The sequence below is a fragment of the Dyella sp. genome (assembly GCF_036384435.1).
Lineage (GTDB): Bacteria > Pseudomonadota > Gammaproteobacteria > Xanthomonadales > Rhodanobacteraceae > GSA-30.
This window is the reverse complement of sequence record NZ_DASVMI010000115.1, coordinates 1-19,110: the sequence shown is the minus strand read 5'-3', so window position 1 is coordinate 19,110 and position 19,110 is coordinate 1. Positions and strand designations below refer to the sequence as shown.

At 62.7% G+C, this 19,110-nt stretch carries 19 protein-coding genes; 14 read left to right on the top strand and 5 right to left on the bottom strand.

Translation table 11 applies throughout. The features are described 5' to 3' along the window. Positions 1 to 6 precede the first annotated feature (6 nt). The gene (gene lptM, locus VF436_RS11810) at positions 7 to 198 is read right to left on the bottom strand and encodes an LPS translocon maturation chaperone LptM (RefSeq protein WP_330904229.1); all 192 of its coding nucleotides are present in this window, start codon (positions 196 to 198) and stop codon (positions 7 to 9) included. 132 nt (positions 199 to 330) lie between these two features. Between lptM and VF436_RS11805 the strand changes: the two genes are divergently transcribed. Beyond that, a complete protein-coding gene (locus VF436_RS11805; RefSeq protein ID WP_330904228.1) occupies positions 331 to 1,014 on the top strand; it encodes a hypothetical protein in 684 nt (227 codons plus the stop codon). A 113-nt stretch (positions 1,015 to 1,127) separates the two neighbouring features. Here the strand turns inward: VF436_RS11805 and VF436_RS11800 are convergent, their stop codons facing one another. After that, positions 1,128 to 1,607, bottom strand: coding sequence for an N-acetyltransferase (locus tag VF436_RS11800; protein WP_330904227.1), 480 nt, complete (start codon positions 1,605 to 1,607; stop codon positions 1,128 to 1,130). 224 nt (positions 1,608 to 1,831) lie between these two features. Here VF436_RS11800 and VF436_RS11795 point away from each other — a divergent pair, with 224 nt between their 5' ends. Beyond that, positions 1,832 to 3,316 (top strand): RimK family protein, encoded by a 1,485-nt coding sequence (locus VF436_RS11795; RefSeq protein ID WP_330904226.1) that lies wholly within the window; start codon positions 1,832 to 1,834, stop codon positions 3,314 to 3,316. A gap of 332 nt (positions 3,317 to 3,648) precedes the next feature. On the opposite strand, the gene VF436_RS11790 is transcribed toward VF436_RS11795, so the two are convergent. Further along, positions 3,649 to 3,915 (bottom strand): hypothetical protein, encoded by a 267-nt coding sequence (locus VF436_RS11790; protein WP_330904225.1) that lies wholly within the window; start codon positions 3,913 to 3,915, stop codon positions 3,649 to 3,651. A 124-nt stretch (positions 3,916 to 4,039) separates the two neighbouring features. Between VF436_RS11790 and aroE the strand changes: the two genes are divergently transcribed. From aroE to VF436_RS11760, 6 genes are all read left to right on the top strand, one after another. Beyond that, the gene (gene aroE, locus VF436_RS11785; protein WP_330904224.1) at positions 4,040 to 4,873 is read left to right on the top strand and encodes a shikimate dehydrogenase; all 834 of its coding nucleotides are present in this window, start codon (positions 4,040 to 4,042) and stop codon (positions 4,871 to 4,873) included. 189 nt (positions 4,874 to 5,062) lie between these two features. After that, the gene (locus VF436_RS11780; RefSeq protein ID WP_330904223.1) at positions 5,063 to 5,959 is read left to right on the top strand and encodes a hypothetical protein; all 897 of its coding nucleotides are present in this window, start codon (positions 5,063 to 5,065) and stop codon (positions 5,957 to 5,959) included. Next, positions 5,956 to 6,681, top strand: a complete 726-nt coding sequence (locus tag VF436_RS11775; protein ID WP_330904222.1) for a hypothetical protein — start codon at positions 5,956 to 5,958, stop codon at positions 6,679 to 6,681. Before VF436_RS11780 ends, VF436_RS11775 begins: the two co-directional genes overlap by 4 nt. Positions 6,682 to 6,912: 231 nt before the next feature. Continuing rightward, the gene (locus VF436_RS11770; protein ID WP_330904221.1) at positions 6,913 to 8,682 is read left to right on the top strand and encodes a peptide-N4-asparagine amidase; all 1,770 of its coding nucleotides are present in this window, start codon (positions 6,913 to 6,915) and stop codon (positions 8,680 to 8,682) included. Positions 8,683 to 8,761: 79 nt separating this feature from the next. After that, entirely contained in the window at positions 8,762 to 9,070 is a 309-nt protein-coding gene (locus tag VF436_RS11765; RefSeq protein ID WP_330904220.1) for a hypothetical protein, read from the top strand. Positions 9,071 to 9,266: 196 nt separating this feature from the next. Further along, positions 9,267 to 9,809 (top strand): hypothetical protein, encoded by a 543-nt coding sequence (locus VF436_RS11760; protein ID WP_330904219.1) that lies wholly within the window; start codon positions 9,267 to 9,269, stop codon positions 9,807 to 9,809. 127 nt (positions 9,810 to 9,936) lie between these two features. Here the strand turns inward: VF436_RS11760 and VF436_RS11755 are convergent, their stop codons facing one another. Then, positions 9,937 to 10,467, bottom strand: coding sequence for a gamma carbonic anhydrase family protein (locus VF436_RS11755; protein ID WP_330904218.1), 531 nt, complete (start codon positions 10,465 to 10,467; stop codon positions 9,937 to 9,939). 79 nt (positions 10,468 to 10,546) lie between these two features. Then, on the bottom strand, positions 10,547 to 12,292 hold the full coding sequence (locus tag VF436_RS11750; RefSeq protein WP_330904217.1) for a patatin-like phospholipase family protein: 1,746 nt from the start codon (positions 12,290 to 12,292) through the stop codon (positions 10,547 to 10,549). Between the two features lie 103 nt (positions 12,293 to 12,395). Between VF436_RS11750 and VF436_RS11745 the strand changes: the two genes are divergently transcribed. From VF436_RS11745 to VF436_RS11720, 6 genes are all read left to right on the top strand, one after another. After that, positions 12,396 to 14,438 carry a M3 family metallopeptidase gene (locus VF436_RS11745; RefSeq protein WP_330904216.1) on the top strand — a complete coding sequence of 681 codons (2,043 nt, stop codon included), beginning with the start codon at positions 12,396 to 12,398 and terminating at the stop codon, positions 14,436 to 14,438. A 153-nt stretch (positions 14,439 to 14,591) separates the two neighbouring features. Then, positions 14,592 to 15,365 carry an exodeoxyribonuclease III gene (gene xth, locus VF436_RS11740; protein ID WP_330904253.1) on the top strand — a complete coding sequence of 258 codons (774 nt, stop codon included), beginning with the start codon at positions 14,592 to 14,594 and terminating at the stop codon, positions 15,363 to 15,365. A gap of 23 nt (positions 15,366 to 15,388) precedes the next feature. Then, complete coding sequence (locus VF436_RS11735; protein ID WP_330904215.1) at positions 15,389 to 16,060, top strand: YecA family protein; 672 nt, start codon at positions 15,389 to 15,391, stop codon at positions 16,058 to 16,060. Between the two features lie 37 nt (positions 16,061 to 16,097). Then, on the top strand, positions 16,098 to 17,885 hold the full coding sequence (locus tag VF436_RS11730; RefSeq protein ID WP_330904214.1) for a zinc ribbon domain-containing protein: 1,788 nt from the start codon (positions 16,098 to 16,100) through the stop codon (positions 17,883 to 17,885). A 131-nt stretch (positions 17,886 to 18,016) separates the two neighbouring features. Further along, a complete protein-coding gene (locus tag VF436_RS11725) occupies positions 18,017 to 18,850 on the top strand; it encodes a pirin family protein (protein WP_330904213.1) in 834 nt (277 codons plus the stop codon). Positions 18,851 to 18,898: 48 nt separating this feature from the next. Then, a partial coding sequence (locus VF436_RS11720; protein WP_330904212.1) for a hypothetical protein occupies positions 18,899 to 19,110 on the top strand: 212 nt, incomplete at its 3' end.

Genomic DNA, 19,110 nt, shown 5'->3' with positions numbered 1-19,110 from the left:
GGCGGGTCAGCGCACCGTGCTGGCGGGGGCCGGCATCGCCGACGAGTCGGCCGGCGCGGGGGTGGCAGGCTTGGGCTTGGGCGTGACAGCCGTTGTGGCGGGCTTGGGCGGCGGCATGAACAGCGGGCCCTTGTTGCCACAACCGGACAGGGCCAGCGGTGCCAGGCACAGCAGACAGAACAGGATTCGCTGACGCATGGATTTATCCTTCGACGAAGCCGCCAGTATAGAACGCCAGGGCGATATTCGCCGGGCTGGTAACCGTGTCGCAACCTCGGCGGCCACCTTGGCTATCATGTCGCCGAGCCGGCCTGTCGCCGCGCGGAGAACATGATGGACTGGAGTGTCTGGCTGCGTTGGCCATCGACGATCCTGCTGATCCTGGCGGCGGTGATGCTGCTGGTGACCCTGATGCAGATGTTTGTATTGCGCGACCACCTGCATCGTGGCCGGCGCCTCTCGGCGGGTATCCGGGCCGTCGTCGTGCTGCTGGCCTTCGCCCTGACCCTGGCGCTTGGCGGTACCGGCTGGATGATCCACGGTTATCGCCTGCTGGATGAGGAAACACCCGTGGCCGAGATCGACGCGCGCATTCTCTCGCCGCAGCAGTGGGCCATCACCCTGCATCGGCCCGATGGCAGCGTGCAGAAGCTGACGCTGTCCGGCGACGCCTGGCGAATGGAAGCGCTGGTAGTGAAATGGAAGCTGCCGGCGGTATTGGCCGGTGTGCCACCGCTGTACCGCCTGGACCGCCTCAGTGGTCGCTACGATGATCCCGGCCAGGAAGCCAGCGCGCCACGCACCGTGGTGGACCTGCGCGATGGTGCCGAAGACCTGGTCGCCCTGCGTCGCAACGAGCTGACCTGGCTACCTCAAGTCGATGCCGTATTCGGCAGCGGCGCCTACCTTCCGCTGGTCGACCAGGGCCATTACACCGTGACCTTGTCCCGTGCCGGTGGTCTGGTCGCTCGCGCGGATGAGGCGACCGAACAGCGGATGGGGCAGCCGTTCTAGGAGTGAGTGCAAGGGCTAGGAGTGAGAAGTAAGAGGAAGCAAGATCTGGTCGCTTTTTCTCTCACTCCTCTCCACTCACTCCTAATCCGACTCACTCCTAGCCCGGGCCGGTCTCACGTCCCCACCAGCATGCGCTCGAACCGCAGCGCCGCCATGCCGTCCTGGTAATAGCGCTCGTACCGGCCGATTTCCCGATAACCCAGCCGCTGGTACAGGCGGATGGCGTTGTCGTTGTCGGTGCGCACTTCCAGCCGCAGGGCGTGGCAATGCCGCGCGCGCGCGGCGTCCTCGGCGGCCTCGATCAAGGCCGAGCCCACACCCTTGCCGCGCGCTTCGGGCTTGCTGGCGATCGAGTACAAGCGGGCCACCTGGGTGCCTTTGCGAAAAAACACCACGGCAGTGCCCAGGAAGCGGCGGTGGTTGGCACTGGCGACCAGGACCAGCGCGCTATCGCTATCCAGATGGCGGCGGTACTGCGCACGACTGAGGCGGTCGCTGTCGAAGGTGGCATCCTCCAGCGCAACCAGGTCGTCCAGATCGGAAAGTTCGGCTCTGCGCACGCGTACGGCGGCGGTCGCGGGCGTAGGTGTCATCGGGTCGTCCGGCCCTGATCCTGAAGAACAAGCGCGGCACTCTAGCCAACCGCGCCCGACGCAGCAAACGCGAGCGGGCTGGGCATTTAATCGAGCTTCAGTGCGCGCACTTGTGCGCGGCGGCGCATGTGCCACACTGCGCGCCTTGAACGCCCGCCCGGCGGGCGAAAAAACCTATAAAAGTCTGTGGCCAGGGAATGCCGGGGCGGCCCATCCGAGGTGTCATGACTCGTCTCGTCATTGTTGTCGAGAAAGCTTCCGACTGGAGTTCGTACTATCCGTCCGTGGACGTGGTCACGGCGATGGACTACCTGCGCGAGCCAATCGGCGCAGACGACGAACGCACCCATGTCATCAACCTGTGCCGCAGCTACAAGTACCTGGGCACGGGATACTACGTATCGCTGCTGGCCGAGGCACGTGGTCATCGCGTGATGCCCTCGGTACGCACGGTCAATGACCTGCGCCGCCGTTCGCTGTATGGCCTGGACATCGACGATCTCAATCAGAAGCTCACCCACTTCCTGCCTGCTGGCGGCCGTGACACCACCGATTTCGGCATCCTGGTGTATTTCGGCGAAACGGCCTACACCGCGCTGCAAGACCTTGCGCGCCAGGTATTTGAAACCTTTCCCTGCCCGCTGCTGCGCATCGAATTCGAGCGCGACCGGGTGTGGCAGATCAGTTCGATCAAGCCGGTGGGCCTGCATACGCTCGATGATGCGCAGGAAGATGCGTTTGCCGAGGAATTGGACCGCTTCTCCAAGAAACTCTGGCGCAAGCCCCGTGCGCGCAAGCGCTACCGTTATGACATCGCCATGCTGGTCGACCAGGCCGAGGCCATGCCGCCGTCGAACAAGAAGGCACTGAAGTCGTTCATTGCCGCCGGCAAGGAGCTGGGCATCGAGGTCGATCCGATCGGCAAGAACGATTACCAGCGCCTTGCCGAATACGACGGCCTGTTCATTCGTGAAACCACCGCCAGCGACAATCACACCTATCGCTTCGCGCACCGTGCGGAGAAAGAGGGCATGGTGGTGATGGATGATCCTACCTCGATCCTCCGTTGCACCAACAAGATCTTCCTCAATGACCTGATGGTATCGCGCAAGCTGGCCGTGCCGCTTACGGAGATCCTCTACCGCGACGACGTCAAGGGCCTGAAAGAAGTCGCCGCCAGGCTTGGTTATCCGTTGGTGCTGAAGATTCCCGACGGCTCGTTCTCGCGAGGCGTGGTCAAGGTGGAAAACGAGCAGGCCCTGGAAAAAGCCACCTCGGAACTGTTTCAGCACAGTGCGCTGTTGCTGGCGCAGAAGTTTGTCTACACCGAATTCGATTGGCGCATCGGTGTGCTCAATCATGAGGCGATCTACGCCTGCAAGTACTACATGTCGCGCGGTCACTGGCAGATCTATAACCACGGCGCCAAGGGCACGGCCAAGTCAGGCGGCTTCGAGACCATCCCGGTGCGCGATGCGCCCTCGGAAGTGGTGAAGCTGGCACTGCGCGCCACCCAGCCGATTGGCGACGGCCTCTATGGTGTGGACCTCAAGCAGGTGGGCGACAAGGCGGTGGTGATCGAGGTCAACGATAACCCGTCGATCGACGCCGGCGTGGAAGATGCCTATCTGGGCGAGGACCTGTATCGCCGCATCATGCAGGAGTTCCTGCGCAGGATGGAGCGCAAGCGGCTGGGGATTGATGGGTGAGGTCGGCTGCCGGTGAGGTCTGTGAAGAGTAAAGAGGAAGAGCGGCGATGACCGGGCTCGCCCTCTTTTCTTTTTAAAGCGCCGCAGGCGCGACTTCACAGCGAGCAAGGCGAGAGGCTTCTGCTCCGGCCGGGTGCCTCCGACAGCTCGTCCGTGAGCCGCCGGATCCAAGGTTCCTCTCCCTGGAACCGCGCCAGGCAAGTTGCACCGCCGATCCCTCGACCATGCGTGGCGCTCCCCTCGCGGCCTCCCGCCGCGTTCATCCACTGCCAAGCGGAATGTTCTTCGAATCGTTCGATCAGCCTCGCAGGCACCTGCGGGCTGAGAGGGCATCAGTTCCAGATCGCTGGCTGGCGTGCCGGGCGGCGGCGGGCGTGGCGGGCCAGGGCCAGCAAGTGGCGTGGAAGGCCGGGCTCCAGCACCAGCAGCACCGATAGCGGCGCGCCAAGCAGCCAGAATGCCGGCGTCCAGCCCCAGGTATCGGTATAGAGCGGGACCAGGGTGGTCAGCAGCAGCATCGTGCCGCCCAGCAGCCAGAGCAGGGCGGCGCCGAGCAGGCGCTGGTGACGGGCTTGGAACGTGGTGGCAGGCTGGCGCATGGGTGCAGACTTCCGTCGTGGTGTGGAAGCGATTGTGTGAATCGCTCATCTCACGGACTGCGACCGCGATAAAATCGTCATTTGGCCGGATCGTCGGCCCTCGCAGCCATCGTAAGGAGAGCCCATGCAGGCAGGTCAGTTCGCGGTGTTCGGTCACCCGATCAGCCATTCGTTGTCGCCCCGGATCCACCAGGCGTTCGCGCGCCAGTTCGGCTTGGAGCTGGACTACCGCACCATCGATGCCGAGCCGGCTCGTTTCGCTGAGACGGTGCGGGCCTTCTTCGCCGAGGACGGCGCGCGCGGTGCCAACGTCACGCTGCCGTTCAAGAACGCGGCGTTCATGCTGGCCGACGAGTGTTCGGAGGCGGCCAAGCGCTCAGGCAGTGCCAACGTGCTGACCCGGCTTGCCGACGGCCGCCTTGCGGCGCACAACACCGACGGCGCCGGCGCGGTGCGTGACCTGACGGATCGTCACCAACTGGACCTGCGTGGCCACGACGCCCTGATGCTTGGCGCGGGCGGTGCAGCCCAGGGTGTGGCCTGGGCGCTGATCGATGCCGGCGTGCGAACGCTGACCATCGTCAACCGTTCGCCCGAAAAGGCCGACGCCCTGGCCGATGCGATCGGCGAGCCGGCGCGCGCGCATACACGTTACTGGGAAGACCTCGATACCATCGGCAGCTTCGACCTGATCATCAACGCCACCTCGGCCGGTGTGCTGGGCGCTCCGCTCGATCTGCCGTTTGGCTTTGTCGGCAACCGCGCCACCTGCTACGACCTTTCCTATGGCAAGGGCGCGGCCCAGTTCCTGGCCTGGGCCAAGGTCGCCAATGCCAAGTTCATCGTCGATGGCCTGGGCATGCTGGTCGAGACCGCTGCCGACGCGTTCGAGCTGTGGCATGGCAAGCGGCCGGAGACCGATCCGGTGTACCACGAGCTGCGCGCGCAGTTGGGCTGAACATGGCATGGGCCGCCTGGGCGCGGCCTCGACCTGCGGTACGCATTGGCTTATCTGGCCGCGTTGGAGCAGCTAAGCTTGGATTGCATAGCAGCTGGCTGACCTCAGATCCGATATTCCAGGCGAGGCCTGATACAGGCGCTACTTTCGGGCGATTACCATGTCGGCCATATCAAACTGGAACCACGTGTGGCGACGAACGCACAGATCAAGGCTTGTCTGGGTGTTGACGCGGCCAGGTACGCTGCCAATAAGCACAGGGGCGGCAGTAGCGGCAACAAGGGCACGCGTTATGAAGACTTCTTCATGGCCTTCAAAGTCGCCGAGGCGGCGGCTCGGTGGATGGTAGGTGAGTCCAATCCTCACGTGAAAGGGCAGGATGAGGGGTTTGTGGATGACCTGCGACTCGGTTCGGATGATGGCACCGCGTATTTCCAGATGAAAAATCAGGAAGCGGTGAGTTGGACTGCTGGGGAACATCCCATCGCAACGGATTTCCAGTATCAGCACAAGCTATCGGTTTTCATGAACGAGCCCGCCCCCAGCACGAACCTGGTGGTTCCCGCTGCCACCCTGGCTAACACGCTGGGTGAGTCCATTCCCGTCGATATCAAAAGCCATTCCGCAGTGGTGCACTTCCCGTGGACCAGGACCGCCAACAAGCTCGTGCTGGAGCTACCGGCGCTTCGCGAACACCTCGCCGTGCTAAGTCATGTCGAGAAGCCAACCGACGATGCGCTTACTGGAACATTCGGAGCGTTGTTGATGGCTTGTATCGAGTTCCCCGATGGGGCCACGGTAAGTCAGCTGCTGGGCAAGGCCGCGGGCTTGTTTCCTGGTCAGATCCGCTTGCTGCCCGACGACCAGGATTGGGAGCGCCATTTCGACCTCCGATTCCGACAAGTTCTTGATAGGATTGAAGGTTTGATGTACGGTGCCTCACGAGGCTTCTTCCAGTGGACAGCATTTGGCACGTCCGGCGTCTTTGCGCAATCGGTCTTGAGTGAAGAATTCGCATTGTTTCAGAATCAGATCGTCAAGCTGCAACCGAAGACCTTCGAAGCATTTGAAGAGGCTCTACCATGACCGCAGGCAGGACCTTTACCGCCTTCGCAGATAAAGATCCAGAAGCCAGGACACTCTTGGAATCACTCCCGACTCTCAAAGGGGATATCAAGGGTTATCGTGAGCACATGCGTAGATTGGGCGCTCATCTGGCTGCAAGCATGTTCCCGACGCTCAAGTCCGAGTTGACCAGAGACATCTGCGTCATCTGCACCGTGGAAGACGCAGATTTCCTCGCGCGTGGCGTGATCGAAGAGCTGGAATCACATCGCGCCAGAACGCGCATGATCTGCATGTGGAACGCACGGGTAAAGAGCGGTGGGATTTCGATCTCTCCGGTCGTTCGTACCTACGAGGAGGTCTATGACAAGAGCGACGTAGTGTTCGTGATTGTCAAATCGATCATTTCCGGTGCGTGCGTGGTCAAGACCAACTTGACCAAAGCCATCACCACGACAAATCCTAAGCGAGTGTTTGTCGTGTCTCCGGTCATGCTCAAAGACGCGGAAAAACGGCTTGCAAACGAGTTTCCGGATGAACTTGCGAAGAAATTCGAGTTTGTCCACTTCGCAACCGATTCATGCAAGAGTTCGGATGGCGAGGAAGTCATTCCCGGCATTGGTGGCTCGGTTTACGAGCTTCTCGGGCTCGGTGATGTAAAAAAGAAAAATACCTACATTCCGGCGATCGTGAAAGAACGCCGACGAAAAGAGTTTCCCCAGCTTCAGACCATGGGAAGTTGAGACCTCTTTTTTCGAGTGATGCGTTTCCCTTGACGCAGGCTAGCTGCGCACAGTTCGAGGCAGCAAGCGCGCCACCATGGGCGCAATACTCCCGTTGATTGGGCCCCTTACTACGTGATTTAAGCCATCCCCTGGACGAAGTCGGGCCGTGTTGCACCCTCTTCCCGTCCAAACCACGCCGTGTGCTAACTTCGGCGGGCAGGGGGCGGGGTGTCATGGGAGATACGCGTCATGTTGCATCGTGCTTGGGCTCGCCACGTCCTTCATCTGGCGGGCTTGTCGTGTGCCTTGGGTTTTGCCGGTTCGGCGCTGGCCGCAGGGGCGTCCACGCCCACGGTCGGATCGCCGGATGTCGCCATCGCGGACCCGGGCGTTCCGCGCCCCGCGGGAACGCCGTGCGTGGTCCAGCTGTTCAGCGATGTGAGCTATACCGATTTCAGCAACCATACGTTCGCCTATGCGCCACCGGCCGGTTGCCAGGGGTCGTGGTCGAAGGTGGTACTGGAGGCCGATTTTTCCGTTACGGCAGGTCGCCAGTTCGATCGCACGGCCAATATCTGGATCGGTGGCGTCAATGTGTACTTCGGTACCACGCAGGAGCCATCGGCCACGGTGGCTCCGAGCTGGCACATCGAGCGTGACCTGACCGATTACACCGCGCTGCTCAAGTCGGCCCAACAGGGCCAGAGCCTGATCGGCAATATTGTCGATGGCACCTACACGGGCGTGATCCACGGTACGGCCCGCCTGCTGTTCTATCCGGGCAAACCGGCGTCGACTGCGCCCGATGCCGTCTACCCGCTAGGCAGCGACCCGATCGGCAGCACGACTTCGCTCAATACGCCCTCGGACAGCCTGTCCAGGACCTTCACTCTGCCGCGCAACGTAGAGAAGGCCTATCTGGACGTGTTCGCGCAGAGCCAGATCGGTGACGAATTCTGGTACACCTGCGTACCCGATCAATATGCATCGCAAGTGCAGGAATGCGGTGGCGGTAATTTCCGCGAAACGGAGGTCAGCATCGATGGACAACCTGCCGGCGTGGCCCCGATCTATCCCTGGGTCTACACGGGCGGTATCGATCCATACATGTGGCGTCCGACCACGGGCGTGCAGACGCTGAATTTCCTGCCTTATCGCGTGGACCTGTCACCGTTTGCCGGCGTGCTGAGCGATGGCCAGCCGCATACGGTCGCGGTAAGCGTTGCCGGTGCGAACAACTATTTCTCCGCTACCGCGGCTCTGCTGGTGTACCAGGATGCACACAGCAAGCAGGTCACTGGCAAGGTGACGCGCAATACGCTGATCGGACAGGCGGTCACGCCTACGGTCACCGATTCATTGCAGAACGACGGCAATGGCAACATCAGCGGCCCGATCAACACCACGATCAGTCGCCAGTTCGTAATCGAAGGTTATACCAATACTTCCAAGGGACGCGTTCAGAACACCGTGACGCAGACCGTGGGCTTCGATAACACCCAGACCTTCACCATCAATGCCACCCAGTATCGACAGGTCACCAGCCAGACGACGACGGTCAACAGCATCAGCCAGAGCAAGATCGGTCCGCTGATCACGGCCGAATATCGCGAGACGACCAGTTATCCGTTCTATCTGGATTACAACCAGACGGCAAACGACGACGGCAGCACCAACGTCGCCAGCGCCGTGAAGCAGGGCTATCAGAAGCACCTGGCGCATCGCCTGCTCGGCATCGATCTGTTTACCGCCGATGTGGCCAATGCGATCAGCACGGGTGACACCCTGGTGTTCGATTCCACGGGCGTGTTGACCTCGCACACGGGCCAGCAAAGTACGCAAGACTTCAATTACACCGATTCCCTGCTTGGCTGTTACAAGACCTCGCTCACCACATCGGCTGGCGTTCTGACCAGCTACAGCCAGGGTAAGGGCTGCCTGGGTGGTCGCAATCGCGTAGCCTGGTTCACGCATCCGGATGGGTCGCCAGATGGCGGCAACGCAAGTACGCTTTGGTAAAGTTCAACGCTGGCACCTCGCATGATGCGGGGTGCCAGCATCGCCAGGATGCACCTTTGCGCGAATCGGAGGAAACCGCATGCGCCCACTGCTTTCGCTGGCCCTCGTACTGGCCCTCGCCCCTGCAATGACAGGCTGCCAGAGCACGCCTGCCAACTCCTCCACCCCCATGGTCCCCATGGTCCATCATGGCTTCGTCACCGACATGCCGGCCTTCGATGCCTTCCTGGCGACGCACCCGACACCGGCGCAGTTCCGCGCGGCGTATCCGGATGTGCAACTGGTGATGCCCAATACCATCACCACGATGGATTTTCGCAGCAACAACAGTCGCTACTTTGTCGAGCTCGACAAGGATGGACGGATCATAGGTGGTCATTTCGGCTGACCGTTGATGGCGCCGCGATGGACCATGGGTGCACAGGTCCAGGCGCTTGCGCCGCCCGTCCCTCCTGCTTGCTTGCCCAAGCAGCATCAGTCACATTCCTGACACGCGTCCGGGCTACGGTACGGTAGTTGTCGCGAGGACCTGTCTACAGGGGGCAGCTTCCTGTTGCGACGGACTCCCCGATCCCCCCGGTCCCATGAATGTTTCTCTTTCCGCCACGCCGAACCGGCGCGGGCTTATCTGGATTTCACTGGCACTGGCGGTCGTCGTGCTGGGCGCCACGAGCTGGTTCGTGGTCGGCCACGGTGCGGGCAGCACCGCTGGAGGCGGCAACGATCCTGCCTCTTCATCGAGCTCTTCCGATTCGGGCGTGAACATCATGCTTGGCCTGGCCGATACCGCGATCAAGGACAAGCATCTGGTCGCACCGGCCGGCAGCAACGCCTACGAGTTCTATCTTTCGGTGCTTCAACTCGACGCCCAGAACAAGACCGCGACGCAGAATATGCACGATCTGTTCGGCACGGCAACGGAGGAAGTAGAGCGCTCGATCAACAACAACGACCTGGACGAAGCCCAGCGCGAACTGTCGTTGCTGCGCGAATTCGACAGCACCAATTACACGCTGTCCCTGTTGGGCAGCAAGCTCGACGCAGCGCGCCAGGTGATGGTCAAGCAGGACGAAGCGCGTGCCGCGGCCATGCAGGCCGCCAATGCCTCGGGCAGCCAGGCACACTGAGGCTACCCAGTAATCGATTGCCCCGCTGATTCGCACGGCGATACCTCGATACGAAAAGCCGGCTAACTCTGCGCATGAGAGGTCGACCAGGGTATGGCGCTGCCGTTTGCTCTTGAGCGATGCACGGTCAGGCGATCAGATAGTCATTCTTGACGTGTACATAATGATCGGCCGAATAGTGCAACTGCTCGATCTGCCGGTCATCGAGCAGGCGTACGAATTTGGCGGGATTGCCGAGCCACAGTTCCCGTTCGCCCACCACTTTGCCCGGTGGGATCACGCTACCGGCGCCGACGAAGCCGTATTTCCTGACCCGTGCACCATCGAGCACGGTCGCATGCATGCCTATCAGGCAATAATCTTCGATGGTACAAGCGTGGATCACCGCGCCGTGTCCGATCGTCACGCCCTCGCCCACCAGGGTCGGCATGCCGCCCGGCGTGAAGGGACCATCGTGGGTGACATGGATCACGGCGCCGTCCTGCACGTTGCTGCGCGCGCCGATCTCGATGCGCTGCACGTCGCCGCGCAGTACCGCGCAAGGCCAGATGGACGCATCATCGCCCAACATCACCGCACCGATCACCACCGCAGCGGGATCGACATAGACACGTTGGCCGAGGGTGGGGGTTTTGCCTTTGTAGGAACGCAGATTCATTCCGGCAGTGTATCGCCTTCGTGAGGTGTCGGAGGGAAGACAGTGAAGAGAATCGAGAAGTCAGAGAAAGCAGGTTCTCTCACTCCTCGCTCCGTGATCCTTCTCGCATCTGGCCATGCTCAAGCACCTGGCAAGCATGCCGATACCCCGCATCCACCGCGGTCTGCCAGCCGCGCCAGTCGAGCATGCCCACGTGTTCCAGCGGTGGCGTCATCAGGATATCGGCACGCTCACGACGGCGTTGCGAAGGCACCTCGCTATTGACCATGGCGGCGCGCACGAGGGTGGAGACGATGCCGGGGCGGCTGATGTCGGCGTCTTTCTGCATCAGCACGCGCCACCATGGCGGCGTGGCGAATTCTTCGGCGGTGGTCGCCAGGGTGATTTCGGCGCGAATATCCACCGCTGTGATGTGCGCGATGCCGTCGTCGGCCATGACATCGGTTGGCAGGTTGTCCACCAGGGCGCCGTCCACATAGACGCGGCCCTGGTGGAGCATCGGAGGCAGCACCCCGGGAATGGCACACGAAGCGCGTAGCCACATCCACAGTGAGCCATGCCGGTGCACGCTCATGCCTTCACCGGAAAGGCAGGTCGAGACACAGAAAAAAGGCAGCGCCATATCGTCGATGTCCAGCGCGCCGAAGGTGGAGCGCAGCATCGCCGACGCCCGATGCCCCCGAGTCAGGGCCACCAGGGGTAAGGTCCAATCCGACAGCGGCTTGCCCTGCATGAAGGCGCGGCGGAACGTGTCGGTCATGGTATCGATGTCCCAGCCACAGGCCACGCCGGCGCCGATGATCGCACCGATACTGGTGCCCCCGACGGCATCGAAGACGTGGCCGGCTTCGTGCAGGGCCCGTAATGCCCCCAGGTGCGCCATGCCGCGTGCGCCACCACCGGCCAGCACCAGGCCTCGCGCATGGCCACTGATCATGCGTGCCAGTCGCTCGATGTCGCCCTGGTGGCCGACATGGTGATGGCGCAGCTCACCACTGAAGACGTCACGCCAGCGCCGAGCCGAGCCGAGACTGGGCTGGCGCCCGGGCTGCAACAAGATCAGGTGTCGTGGCCGATGGCGAACTCGGGATGGATGGCCGGGCGCGTTCTCCGGCCACGGTCGCGCAGGCTGGGCCGCCCATGCTGGTAGCAGCAAAGCATCGGCCTGGCGCAGGCAGCGCTCGCGCCATAGCGGGTCGAGCTGGGTATCGAGGTAAATCACGAAGCGTACCTGCGCCTCGCGCTCGGCAAACCAGTCGCTGCCACGCCCGGCGCCCATCGCCGCATCGATCACCAGGCAACTGCCGTAGCGTTCCAACGCCTGGGCCAACTGCATGGCCAGGGCGCGTGCAGGGACGTCGGCGGCCACCGGCAACATGGCGAACGTGCGCGGCGTGAAAGGCACGCTATCGCGCTGCTCGCGCTTGAGCAGCCGATCGATGGCAACCTGCGCGACGCCGAGCATGGCCTTGGGATAACGCGCCACCAGGGATTCGAAGGCCTGGCGGTCCAGCCGCCACAATTGCGAATCGCGCAGGGCGCGCACGGTCCGCCGCCGTGGCTCGCCGCTGATCAGGCTGATTTCGCCCGCGCTGTCACCCGGCCCGATCAGCTCCAGCAGGTCGGTCGGGCCGTCGAACAGGCCCAGGCTGCCACTTTTGACCAGGAACAGCGCATCGGCCGGCTCGCCCGCCTTGAACAGCGGCCGTCCGCCAGGAAGGCTGAACCACACCAATTCGCGTTCCAATGCGGCCAGCGCTTGCGTGTCCAGGTGCCGAAAGACGGCATAGCGCGCGAACCGCCCGGCCAGATCCGTTGAGCTCATGGCTGGCGATGGTACGGTGTGGTTTGTGACAAAACGAAAGCAGTCCGCTTGATTTCGGCCGTGGCGGTCGCCACGCTGGCTTCCCGGACATCAAGGAATACCCATGAGCAAAGACAATCCGCTGCTGGCCGACGCCGCCCTGCCCGCCTTCTCGACGATCCGTCCTGAACACGTAGCCCCGGGCATTGACGCGATCCTGGCCGATTACCGCAGCGGTATCGATGCCATCACCGCGCCCGGCGCACCGCGTGACTTCGCCAGCGTGATGCTCAGCCAGGAGCGCCTGGACCAGCGCTTGGCCAGGGCCTGGGCACCTGTGGGACACCTGCACTCGGTGGCCGACAGCGAGGCCTTGCGCAAGGTCTATGGACCGGCCGAGGAAAAGTTGACCGAGCACTCCATCGAGGTGGGCCAGAACCGCGATCTGTATGCCGCCGTGCAGGCGGTTGCCGATGCGCCTGCCTTTGCCGAACTGGGCCGGCCGGAGCGGGCGCTGGTCGAGCATGCGTTGCGTGACTTTCGTCTGTCCGGCGTGTCACTGGAAGAACCGGCACGCTCGCGCTTCCGCGACATCGGTGTCGAGCTGTCAAGGCTGTCGACCGAGTTTTCCAATGCCGTGCTCGACGCCACCGACGCATGGCACGAGCACCTCACCGATGAGCGTGATGTCGCCGGTATCCCCGAATCGGGTCGTGCCGTGCTGCGCCAGTACGCCAAGGACCAGAAGCTCGATGGATACCTGGTCACGCTCAAGCAGCCCAGCGTGCAGGCGGTGATGACCTATGCGGACAACCGTGGCCTGCGCGAGCGCGTGTACTGGGCCTATCAGACTCGGGCCTCCGACCAGGGGCCGCATGCGGGCAAGTTCGACAACAGCGAACGCATCGAGAAGATCATGGCCTTGCGCCATGAGGCAGCACTGCTGCTGGGCTTTGCCAATGCTGCTGAAGAATCGTTGGCGACCAAGATGGCGCAGTCGCCGCTGGAAGTGATGGAATTCCTGCGCGACCTGGCGACCCGCGCCAAGCCGGTGGCGCAACGCGAGCTCGGCACCCTGCGCGATTTCGCGCGTACCGAACTCAAGCTCGACAACCTCGAACCGTGGGACATCAGCTATGCGGCCGAGAAGTTGCGCCAGCAGCAATACGCGCTCGATGAAGAACAACTCAAGCCGTATTTTCCGTTGCCGTCGGTGATCGAGGGCTTGTTCGGCCTGGTCAATCGCCTGTATGGCATCAACCTGGTGCAGCGTGAAGGCGTCGATGTGTGGCATCCGGATGTGCGTTATTACGATGTCATCGACGCCGATGGCCGCGTGTTCGCTGGCGCATACGTTGACCTCTACGCCCGTACCGGCAAGCGCGGCGGTGCCTGGATGGACGTATGCCGCGCACGCTTCCGGGATGGGGACAGCGAGCAGCTTCCGGTGGCTTTCCTCACCTGCAATTTCGCGCCGCCCACCGAAGGCAAGCCCGCGCTGCTGACGCACGACGACGTGCTCACGTTGTTCCATGAGTTCGGTCATGGCTTCCATCATTTGCTGACCGAGATCACCTTGCCTTCGATTGGTGGCATCGATGGCGTGGAATGGGACGCCGTGGAACTGCCCAGCCAGTTCATGGAGAACTTCGCCTGGAACCGGCAGGCCCTGGATCTTTTCGCCAGGCATTACGAAACCGGCGAACGCCTGCCTGACGAACTCTTCCAGCGCATGCTCGACGCGCGTCATTTCCATGCTGGGCTGTTTCTGGTGCGCCAGCTGGAATTTGCCCTGTTCGATTTCCTGCTGCACCTGGAGTACGACCCCAGCCAAGGTGCCCAGACCATGGCCGTGCTCGAACAAGCACGCAAGGAAGTGGCAGTGCTCCACCCGCCAGCGTGGCAGCGCTTCCCGCACGCGTTCAGCCATATTTTCGCCGGTGGTTACGCGGCCGGTTACTACAGCTATCTGTGGGCGGAGCTTCTCAGCGCCGACGCCTTCGGCGAATTCGAGGCACATGGCGTCATTGATCGCGCTACCGGCGATCGTTTCCGCCGCGAGATCCTGAGCGTGGGTGCCAGCAGGCCGGCGATCGAGAGTTTCATCGCATTCCGTGGTCGCAAGCCGCAGCCGGATGCCCTGCTGCGTAGCCACGGCCTTACCTGACCCACCGGCAAGCGAGCTCCCGGCACGGCAAGTCGTGCCGGCGAGACGGTTCAGTCGGTGGCTGCGAGGGTGTCCGTTATACTCCGATACCCACCAGGTGCCCGCCAGCCCTGGATGAAGGAACTACCTAATGAAATCAAGGCGATGCAAGGCATGCGAATAGCCAGCTGGAACGTCAACTCGCTGAAGGTGCGCCTGCCGCAACTCACCCAATGGCTGGCCGATGCCAAGCCCGATGTGGTCGGTTTGCAGGAGACCAAGCTCGAGGATGGCAAGTTTCCGGTCGATGAAATAGCCGCCGCCGGTTACCGCTGCCTGTTCTCCGGTCAGAAGACCTATAACGGCGTCGCGATCCTGGCGCGCGAGCCATTGACGCTGGAAGACCCGGTCACCGACATCCCCGGACTGATCGACCCACAGCGACGCATCCTTGCCGCCACCGTGGGTGACGTGCGCGTGGTTGACCTGTATGTCGTCAACGGCAAGGCGGTAGGCGACGAGAAGTACACCTACAAGCTCGACTGGCTGACAAAGATGCGCGACTTTCTCGCCGAGGAAATCGTCCGCTATCCCAACCTGGTGGTGCTGGGTGATTTCAACATCGCGCCGGACGATCGTGACGTACACGATCCGGTTGCCTGGGGCGAAGACATCTTGTGTTCGCCGCCTGAGCGCGCCGGCCTGAAAGCCATCACCGACCTCGGCCTGCACGACAGCTTCCGGCTGTTCGAGCCTGAGGGCGGCCACTTCAGCTGGTGGGACTATCGTCAGGCCGCATTCCGGCGCAACATGGGCCTGCGCATCGACCTGATCCTGGTCGCCGATGCGCTCAAGCCCCTGGCCAGGGCGGCCGTTATCGATCGTACGCCAAGGACCTGGGAACGACCCTCCGATCACACGCCGGTAACGTTGGACCTGGATATCTAGGGCACTGGAATCCACACACGCACATGAATACAACCAAGACCGAATGGCCCAGTTCGCTGGATGACAACGAACTGGAAGAGCTGGACCGCTACTTCCGCGCGCACGCCAACGATGGCGACCTGCTGCTCGACGGGGTGCATGGCATGCTGTCGGCGCTGGCCGTCGGTCCGTTGGATGTCATGCCCGACGAATGGCTGCCTGAGGTGTTGCACGACCCGTTTACCGACGAGGATGAAGGCAACCGGGTGCTTGCCCTGCTGGCCAAGCTCAACGATTCCATCCATGCCGAGCTCGACGTGGATGCCTACGAGCCTATTCTGGGCGAAATCGATACGGACGCCGGCCCCATGTTGAGCGCGGCGGGCTGGTGCGAAGGCTTCAGTCGCGCCATCGACCTGCGCGCTGGCCTATGGGAAAAACGCCTGGCCGATGACCCGCAACTGATGGAATTGCTCGGCCCGGTGATGGCGTTGGCCGTGGACGAAGGCATCCTCAGTGCCGAGGCCGACTTCGAGAAGCTCAGCGAGGACGAGTACGACGAGTGCCTGTCGCAGGTGCCGATCGTGCTTGAAGCGGTCAGCCAGTACTGGCAGGAGCACCCCGCTACCGAGGCGGAACTGCAGGCACTGACCCACGACCGCGACGAGTCGAGCAGCACGCCGCCGCGCCAGCGCAGCGGACACTGGGTGCACTGATCGCGTCAGGATCGTGGCGATGCGCCACGATCCCTCCATGGGGAAGGAAAGGATGGCTTACGAATACGGTTCAAGCGCGCAACGCTTGGATTTCCCGAACCCCTATCGGGTAGAAAATATCTTTCGCATGGTGGCCGCGGCGATCCTGATCGTCTGTGGCTTCTATGCGCTGATCCTCGCCCGCTCGGGCCTGGGCGCGCACCTGGATGGCTGGTCGCTGGCACCGATCATCATTGGTGTGGGCATGCTGGCCGGCGGCATCAAGCACGCAGCGACTGCATTCAGCCGGTTGCGCTTCTTTTTCGGTCGCGGCAAGCCTGAAGGCCTGGCCGGCGAACTGGCCGAGGGACAGCTGGGCGAGAAGCCCGACGCGCCGCGCCTCAAGGCGACCATGCGGGGTGGCGCGATTGCCGTGGAAGAGCCGCGTGGCGCGCTCAACGGCCTGCTCTACAGCATGGTGCGGCCGCTGATCTGGGCGCCGCAGCCGATCCAATGGGTGGCGCAGTTGCAGTTCCGCACAGGATTGACCCTGATCGTGGTGTTGCTCGCGCTGCTGGTGACCATGCTCGGTGTGCTTGAGCCGCATGACCTGGCATGGCTGGGCCTGTTCTTTTTCATCTATACCGCTGCGCTGCTGTTCGTGCCGCTCGAGCGTGGTGCGCTGGCGCGCACCTACCTGGGCCCGGCGGGGTTGATCGTGCTGGTGCTGGTGGCGATCCTGGCCCCGGTACTCATCCACTCCATCTCGCCGCACCTGCGTTCGCTGGGCGGCATCGACTTGAGCTGGCAGGCGCTGCTGTTGCTGGTTTGCGCCATCGTCGCGGTGGTCGTGTTCTTCGTGGCCCTGCTGCGTCAGATGGTGGCGCCCCCACCCACGCTGATGGCCTGCGAGATCGCCACCGTCTCGATGAACGCGCCGCCGAATCAGGTCCTGGTGGAACTCGATCGGGAGATGCAACGCGGCTGGGTCGAGCAGATCCCCAACCGTCGTTACGCGCGCCATGTACCGCAGACCATCGGTGCCGCCGGCAGCTTCAGCGGCGAACTGCTGGAAGAAACCCAGCCGATGCCGCGCGACGACATGCGCAAGATTACCTTGCGCGATGCCCTGCGCGAGCCGCGTTACCGCTGGCTCACCCTGCTCAGCGGCCTGGGCGTGGCCTATACGCTGGCCTGCGCGGTGGCCCTGCTGATGTATGCGCACAAGGTCGTGGCGCATGTCACCGAGCCGGTGATCTGGGAATACATCTGTTTCGCCGGGGGCATGTTCTCGCTTGCCACCTTCTGCCTGCGCGCCGGGCATATCCTGTGGTCGCGCTTCGACTTCACCTCGCGCCTGACCTGGGTGGAAGTGGAAGGTAATTTCCAGCGCTCCAATACGGCCATCGGTGCCCAGTTCACCGATCGCGTGCGCACTGAAAAGGAAATCATCAGCGTCAACGACATGACCATGCGCGTGTGGGTGGCCGAGGTCGATTCGGTGACCTTCGGTGCCGACTCGCCGCGTCGCATGATCGGCCTGCGCGGTCGTCCCGACCTTGCCAAGGTGCTGCGCGAGCACTTGCAGGGTTTCGCCGAAGGCCAGAGCAGCGTGGACATGCCCCACTCGCGCGCCGACGTCGAAAAGATCGCCGCCATGAACGCCATGAACCGCGCCAGCGGTGCGGCCGACACCCGTGCCGCCCTGCAAAACGTGGTCGATTCCGTGACCCCGCCGGCGCCCCCCGTCATGCCCCGCCCTCGCCCCACCCACTGCCCGCGCTGCGGGCATGGCGTGACGGAAGGGGCGAAGTTCTGCGGTGAGTGTGGAGCGGCGTTGGCGTAAGGTCGGTGGCCTCACTGGCGGCAAGGCCGCCGACCTCACCCCCAAAGAAACAATCCGTTCACTCCCCGGCCGCTTGGCATCCCGGCGGGCAAGCGCCATCTTTGCGGTCATCTGATTGGAGGGTTCATCAAATGACCGAGCGAAGCATTGTGCGCCGCGTGCGCGGCATGGATACGTCCGATGGTGCCGGGGTGCGATTGAAGCGCGTCATTGGGCAGCCCGGGCTGGATATGGTCGATCCGTTCCTGATGCTGGACGAGTTCCGTTCCGATCAGGCCGGGGATTACATCGCCGGGTTTCCCGAACATCCGCATCGTGGCTTTGAAACGGTGACCTACATGCTGGCCGGCCATATGCAGCACGGTGACAACCAAGGTAACCGAGGTGATCTGGGGCCGGGCAGCGTGCAGTGGATGACCGCCGGGCGCGGCATCGTGCATTCGGAAATGCCGCAACAGGAGAATGGCCTGATGTGGGGATTCCAACTGTGGGTGAACCTGCCTGCGGCAGACAAGATGACCGCGCCCCGCTACCAGGACATCGCGCCCGAGCACATCCCCATCGTGCATCCAGCCGATGGCGTGGAAGTGCGCGTGATCGCCGGCGAGCTCGACGGTGCGATCGGACCGGTCAATGGCATCGCCACTGCGCCAGTCTACTTGGACATCGCCGTGCAGGCCGGTGCGCAGGTGGAGATTCCCCTGCCGGAAGGTCACAGCGGGTTTGCCTATGTGTTCGACGGTAGCGATGCCGCTATCGCCGGTGAACGCCTGGATCGCAGTGAGCTGGCCGTATTGTCCAGGGGTGATCGCGTGCGCGTGGCAGGTCGTGATGCGCCAGCGCGTGTCTTGCTGGTGGCCGGCAAAGCCTTGAACGAGCCGGTAGCGCGTTATGGCCCGTTCGTAATGAATACGCCAGCGCAGATCCACGAAGCGATCGCGGATTTTCGCGCGGGCAAATTCTAAGCCTGCCTCACGCACCACGCGTTCCTCGTCGTAGCCAATGCATTCGCGATGTCATCGGCGATTCAGTCGCCGATGGGGGCTTTGGACTTTCAGGCCGCGCAAGCCCCAAGCCGCGACCCCGTCGCGGCATTGCTTGGCGAATGCATTCGCTCCCACATGGCGAGCCATCGCCACCATCATGACTTTTTTGAATACCCCTCCATACAAAAAAACACCCTGAAATTCAGGGTGTTTTTTTCAACGTGTCCTAAAGACTTTTC

Bases quoted from the DNA above. Each gene is read 5' to 3' on its own strand.
- lptM (WP_330904229.1), bottom strand. From the start codon at position 198: ATGCGTCAGCGAATCCTGTTCTGTCTGCTGTGCCTGGCACCGCTGGCC.
- VF436_RS11805 (WP_330904228.1), top strand. From the start codon at position 331: ATGATGGACTGGAGTGTCTGGCTGCGTTGGCCATCGACGATCCTGCTG.
- VF436_RS11800 (WP_330904227.1), bottom strand. From the start codon at position 1,607: ATGACACCTACGCCCGCGACCGCCGCCGTACGCGTGCGCAGAGCCGAA.
- VF436_RS11795 (WP_330904226.1), top strand. From the start codon at position 1,832: ATGACTCGTCTCGTCATTGTTGTCGAGAAAGCTTCCGACTGGAGTTCG.
- VF436_RS11790 (WP_330904225.1), bottom strand. From the start codon at position 3,915: ATGCGCCAGCCTGCCACCACGTTCCAAGCCCGTCACCAGCGCCTGCTC.
- aroE (WP_330904224.1), top strand. From the start codon at position 4,040: ATGCAGGCAGGTCAGTTCGCGGTGTTCGGTCACCCGATCAGCCATTCG.
- VF436_RS11775 (WP_330904222.1), top strand. From the start codon at position 5,956: ATGACCGCAGGCAGGACCTTTACCGCCTTCGCAGATAAAGATCCAGAA.
- VF436_RS11770 (WP_330904221.1), top strand. From the start codon at position 6,913: ATGTTGCATCGTGCTTGGGCTCGCCACGTCCTTCATCTGGCGGGCTTG.
- VF436_RS11765 (WP_330904220.1), top strand. From the start codon at position 8,762: ATGCGCCCACTGCTTTCGCTGGCCCTCGTACTGGCCCTCGCCCCTGCA.
- VF436_RS11760 (WP_330904219.1), top strand. From the start codon at position 9,267: ATGAATGTTTCTCTTTCCGCCACGCCGAACCGGCGCGGGCTTATCTGG.
- VF436_RS11755 (WP_330904218.1), bottom strand. From the start codon at position 10,467: ATGAATCTGCGTTCCTACAAAGGCAAAACCCCCACCCTCGGCCAACGT.
- VF436_RS11750 (WP_330904217.1), bottom strand. From the start codon at position 12,292: ATGAGCTCAACGGATCTGGCCGGGCGGTTCGCGCGCTATGCCGTCTTT.
- VF436_RS11745 (WP_330904216.1), top strand. From the start codon at position 12,396: ATGAGCAAAGACAATCCGCTGCTGGCCGACGCCGCCCTGCCCGCCTTC.
- xth (WP_330904253.1), top strand. From the start codon at position 14,592: ATGCGAATAGCCAGCTGGAACGTCAACTCGCTGAAGGTGCGCCTGCCG.
- VF436_RS11735 (WP_330904215.1), top strand. From the start codon at position 15,389: ATGAATACAACCAAGACCGAATGGCCCAGTTCGCTGGATGACAACGAA.
- VF436_RS11730 (WP_330904214.1), top strand. From the start codon at position 16,098: ATGGGGAAGGAAAGGATGGCTTACGAATACGGTTCAAGCGCGCAACGC.
- VF436_RS11725 (WP_330904213.1), top strand. From the start codon at position 18,017: ATGACCGAGCGAAGCATTGTGCGCCGCGTGCGCGGCATGGATACGTCC.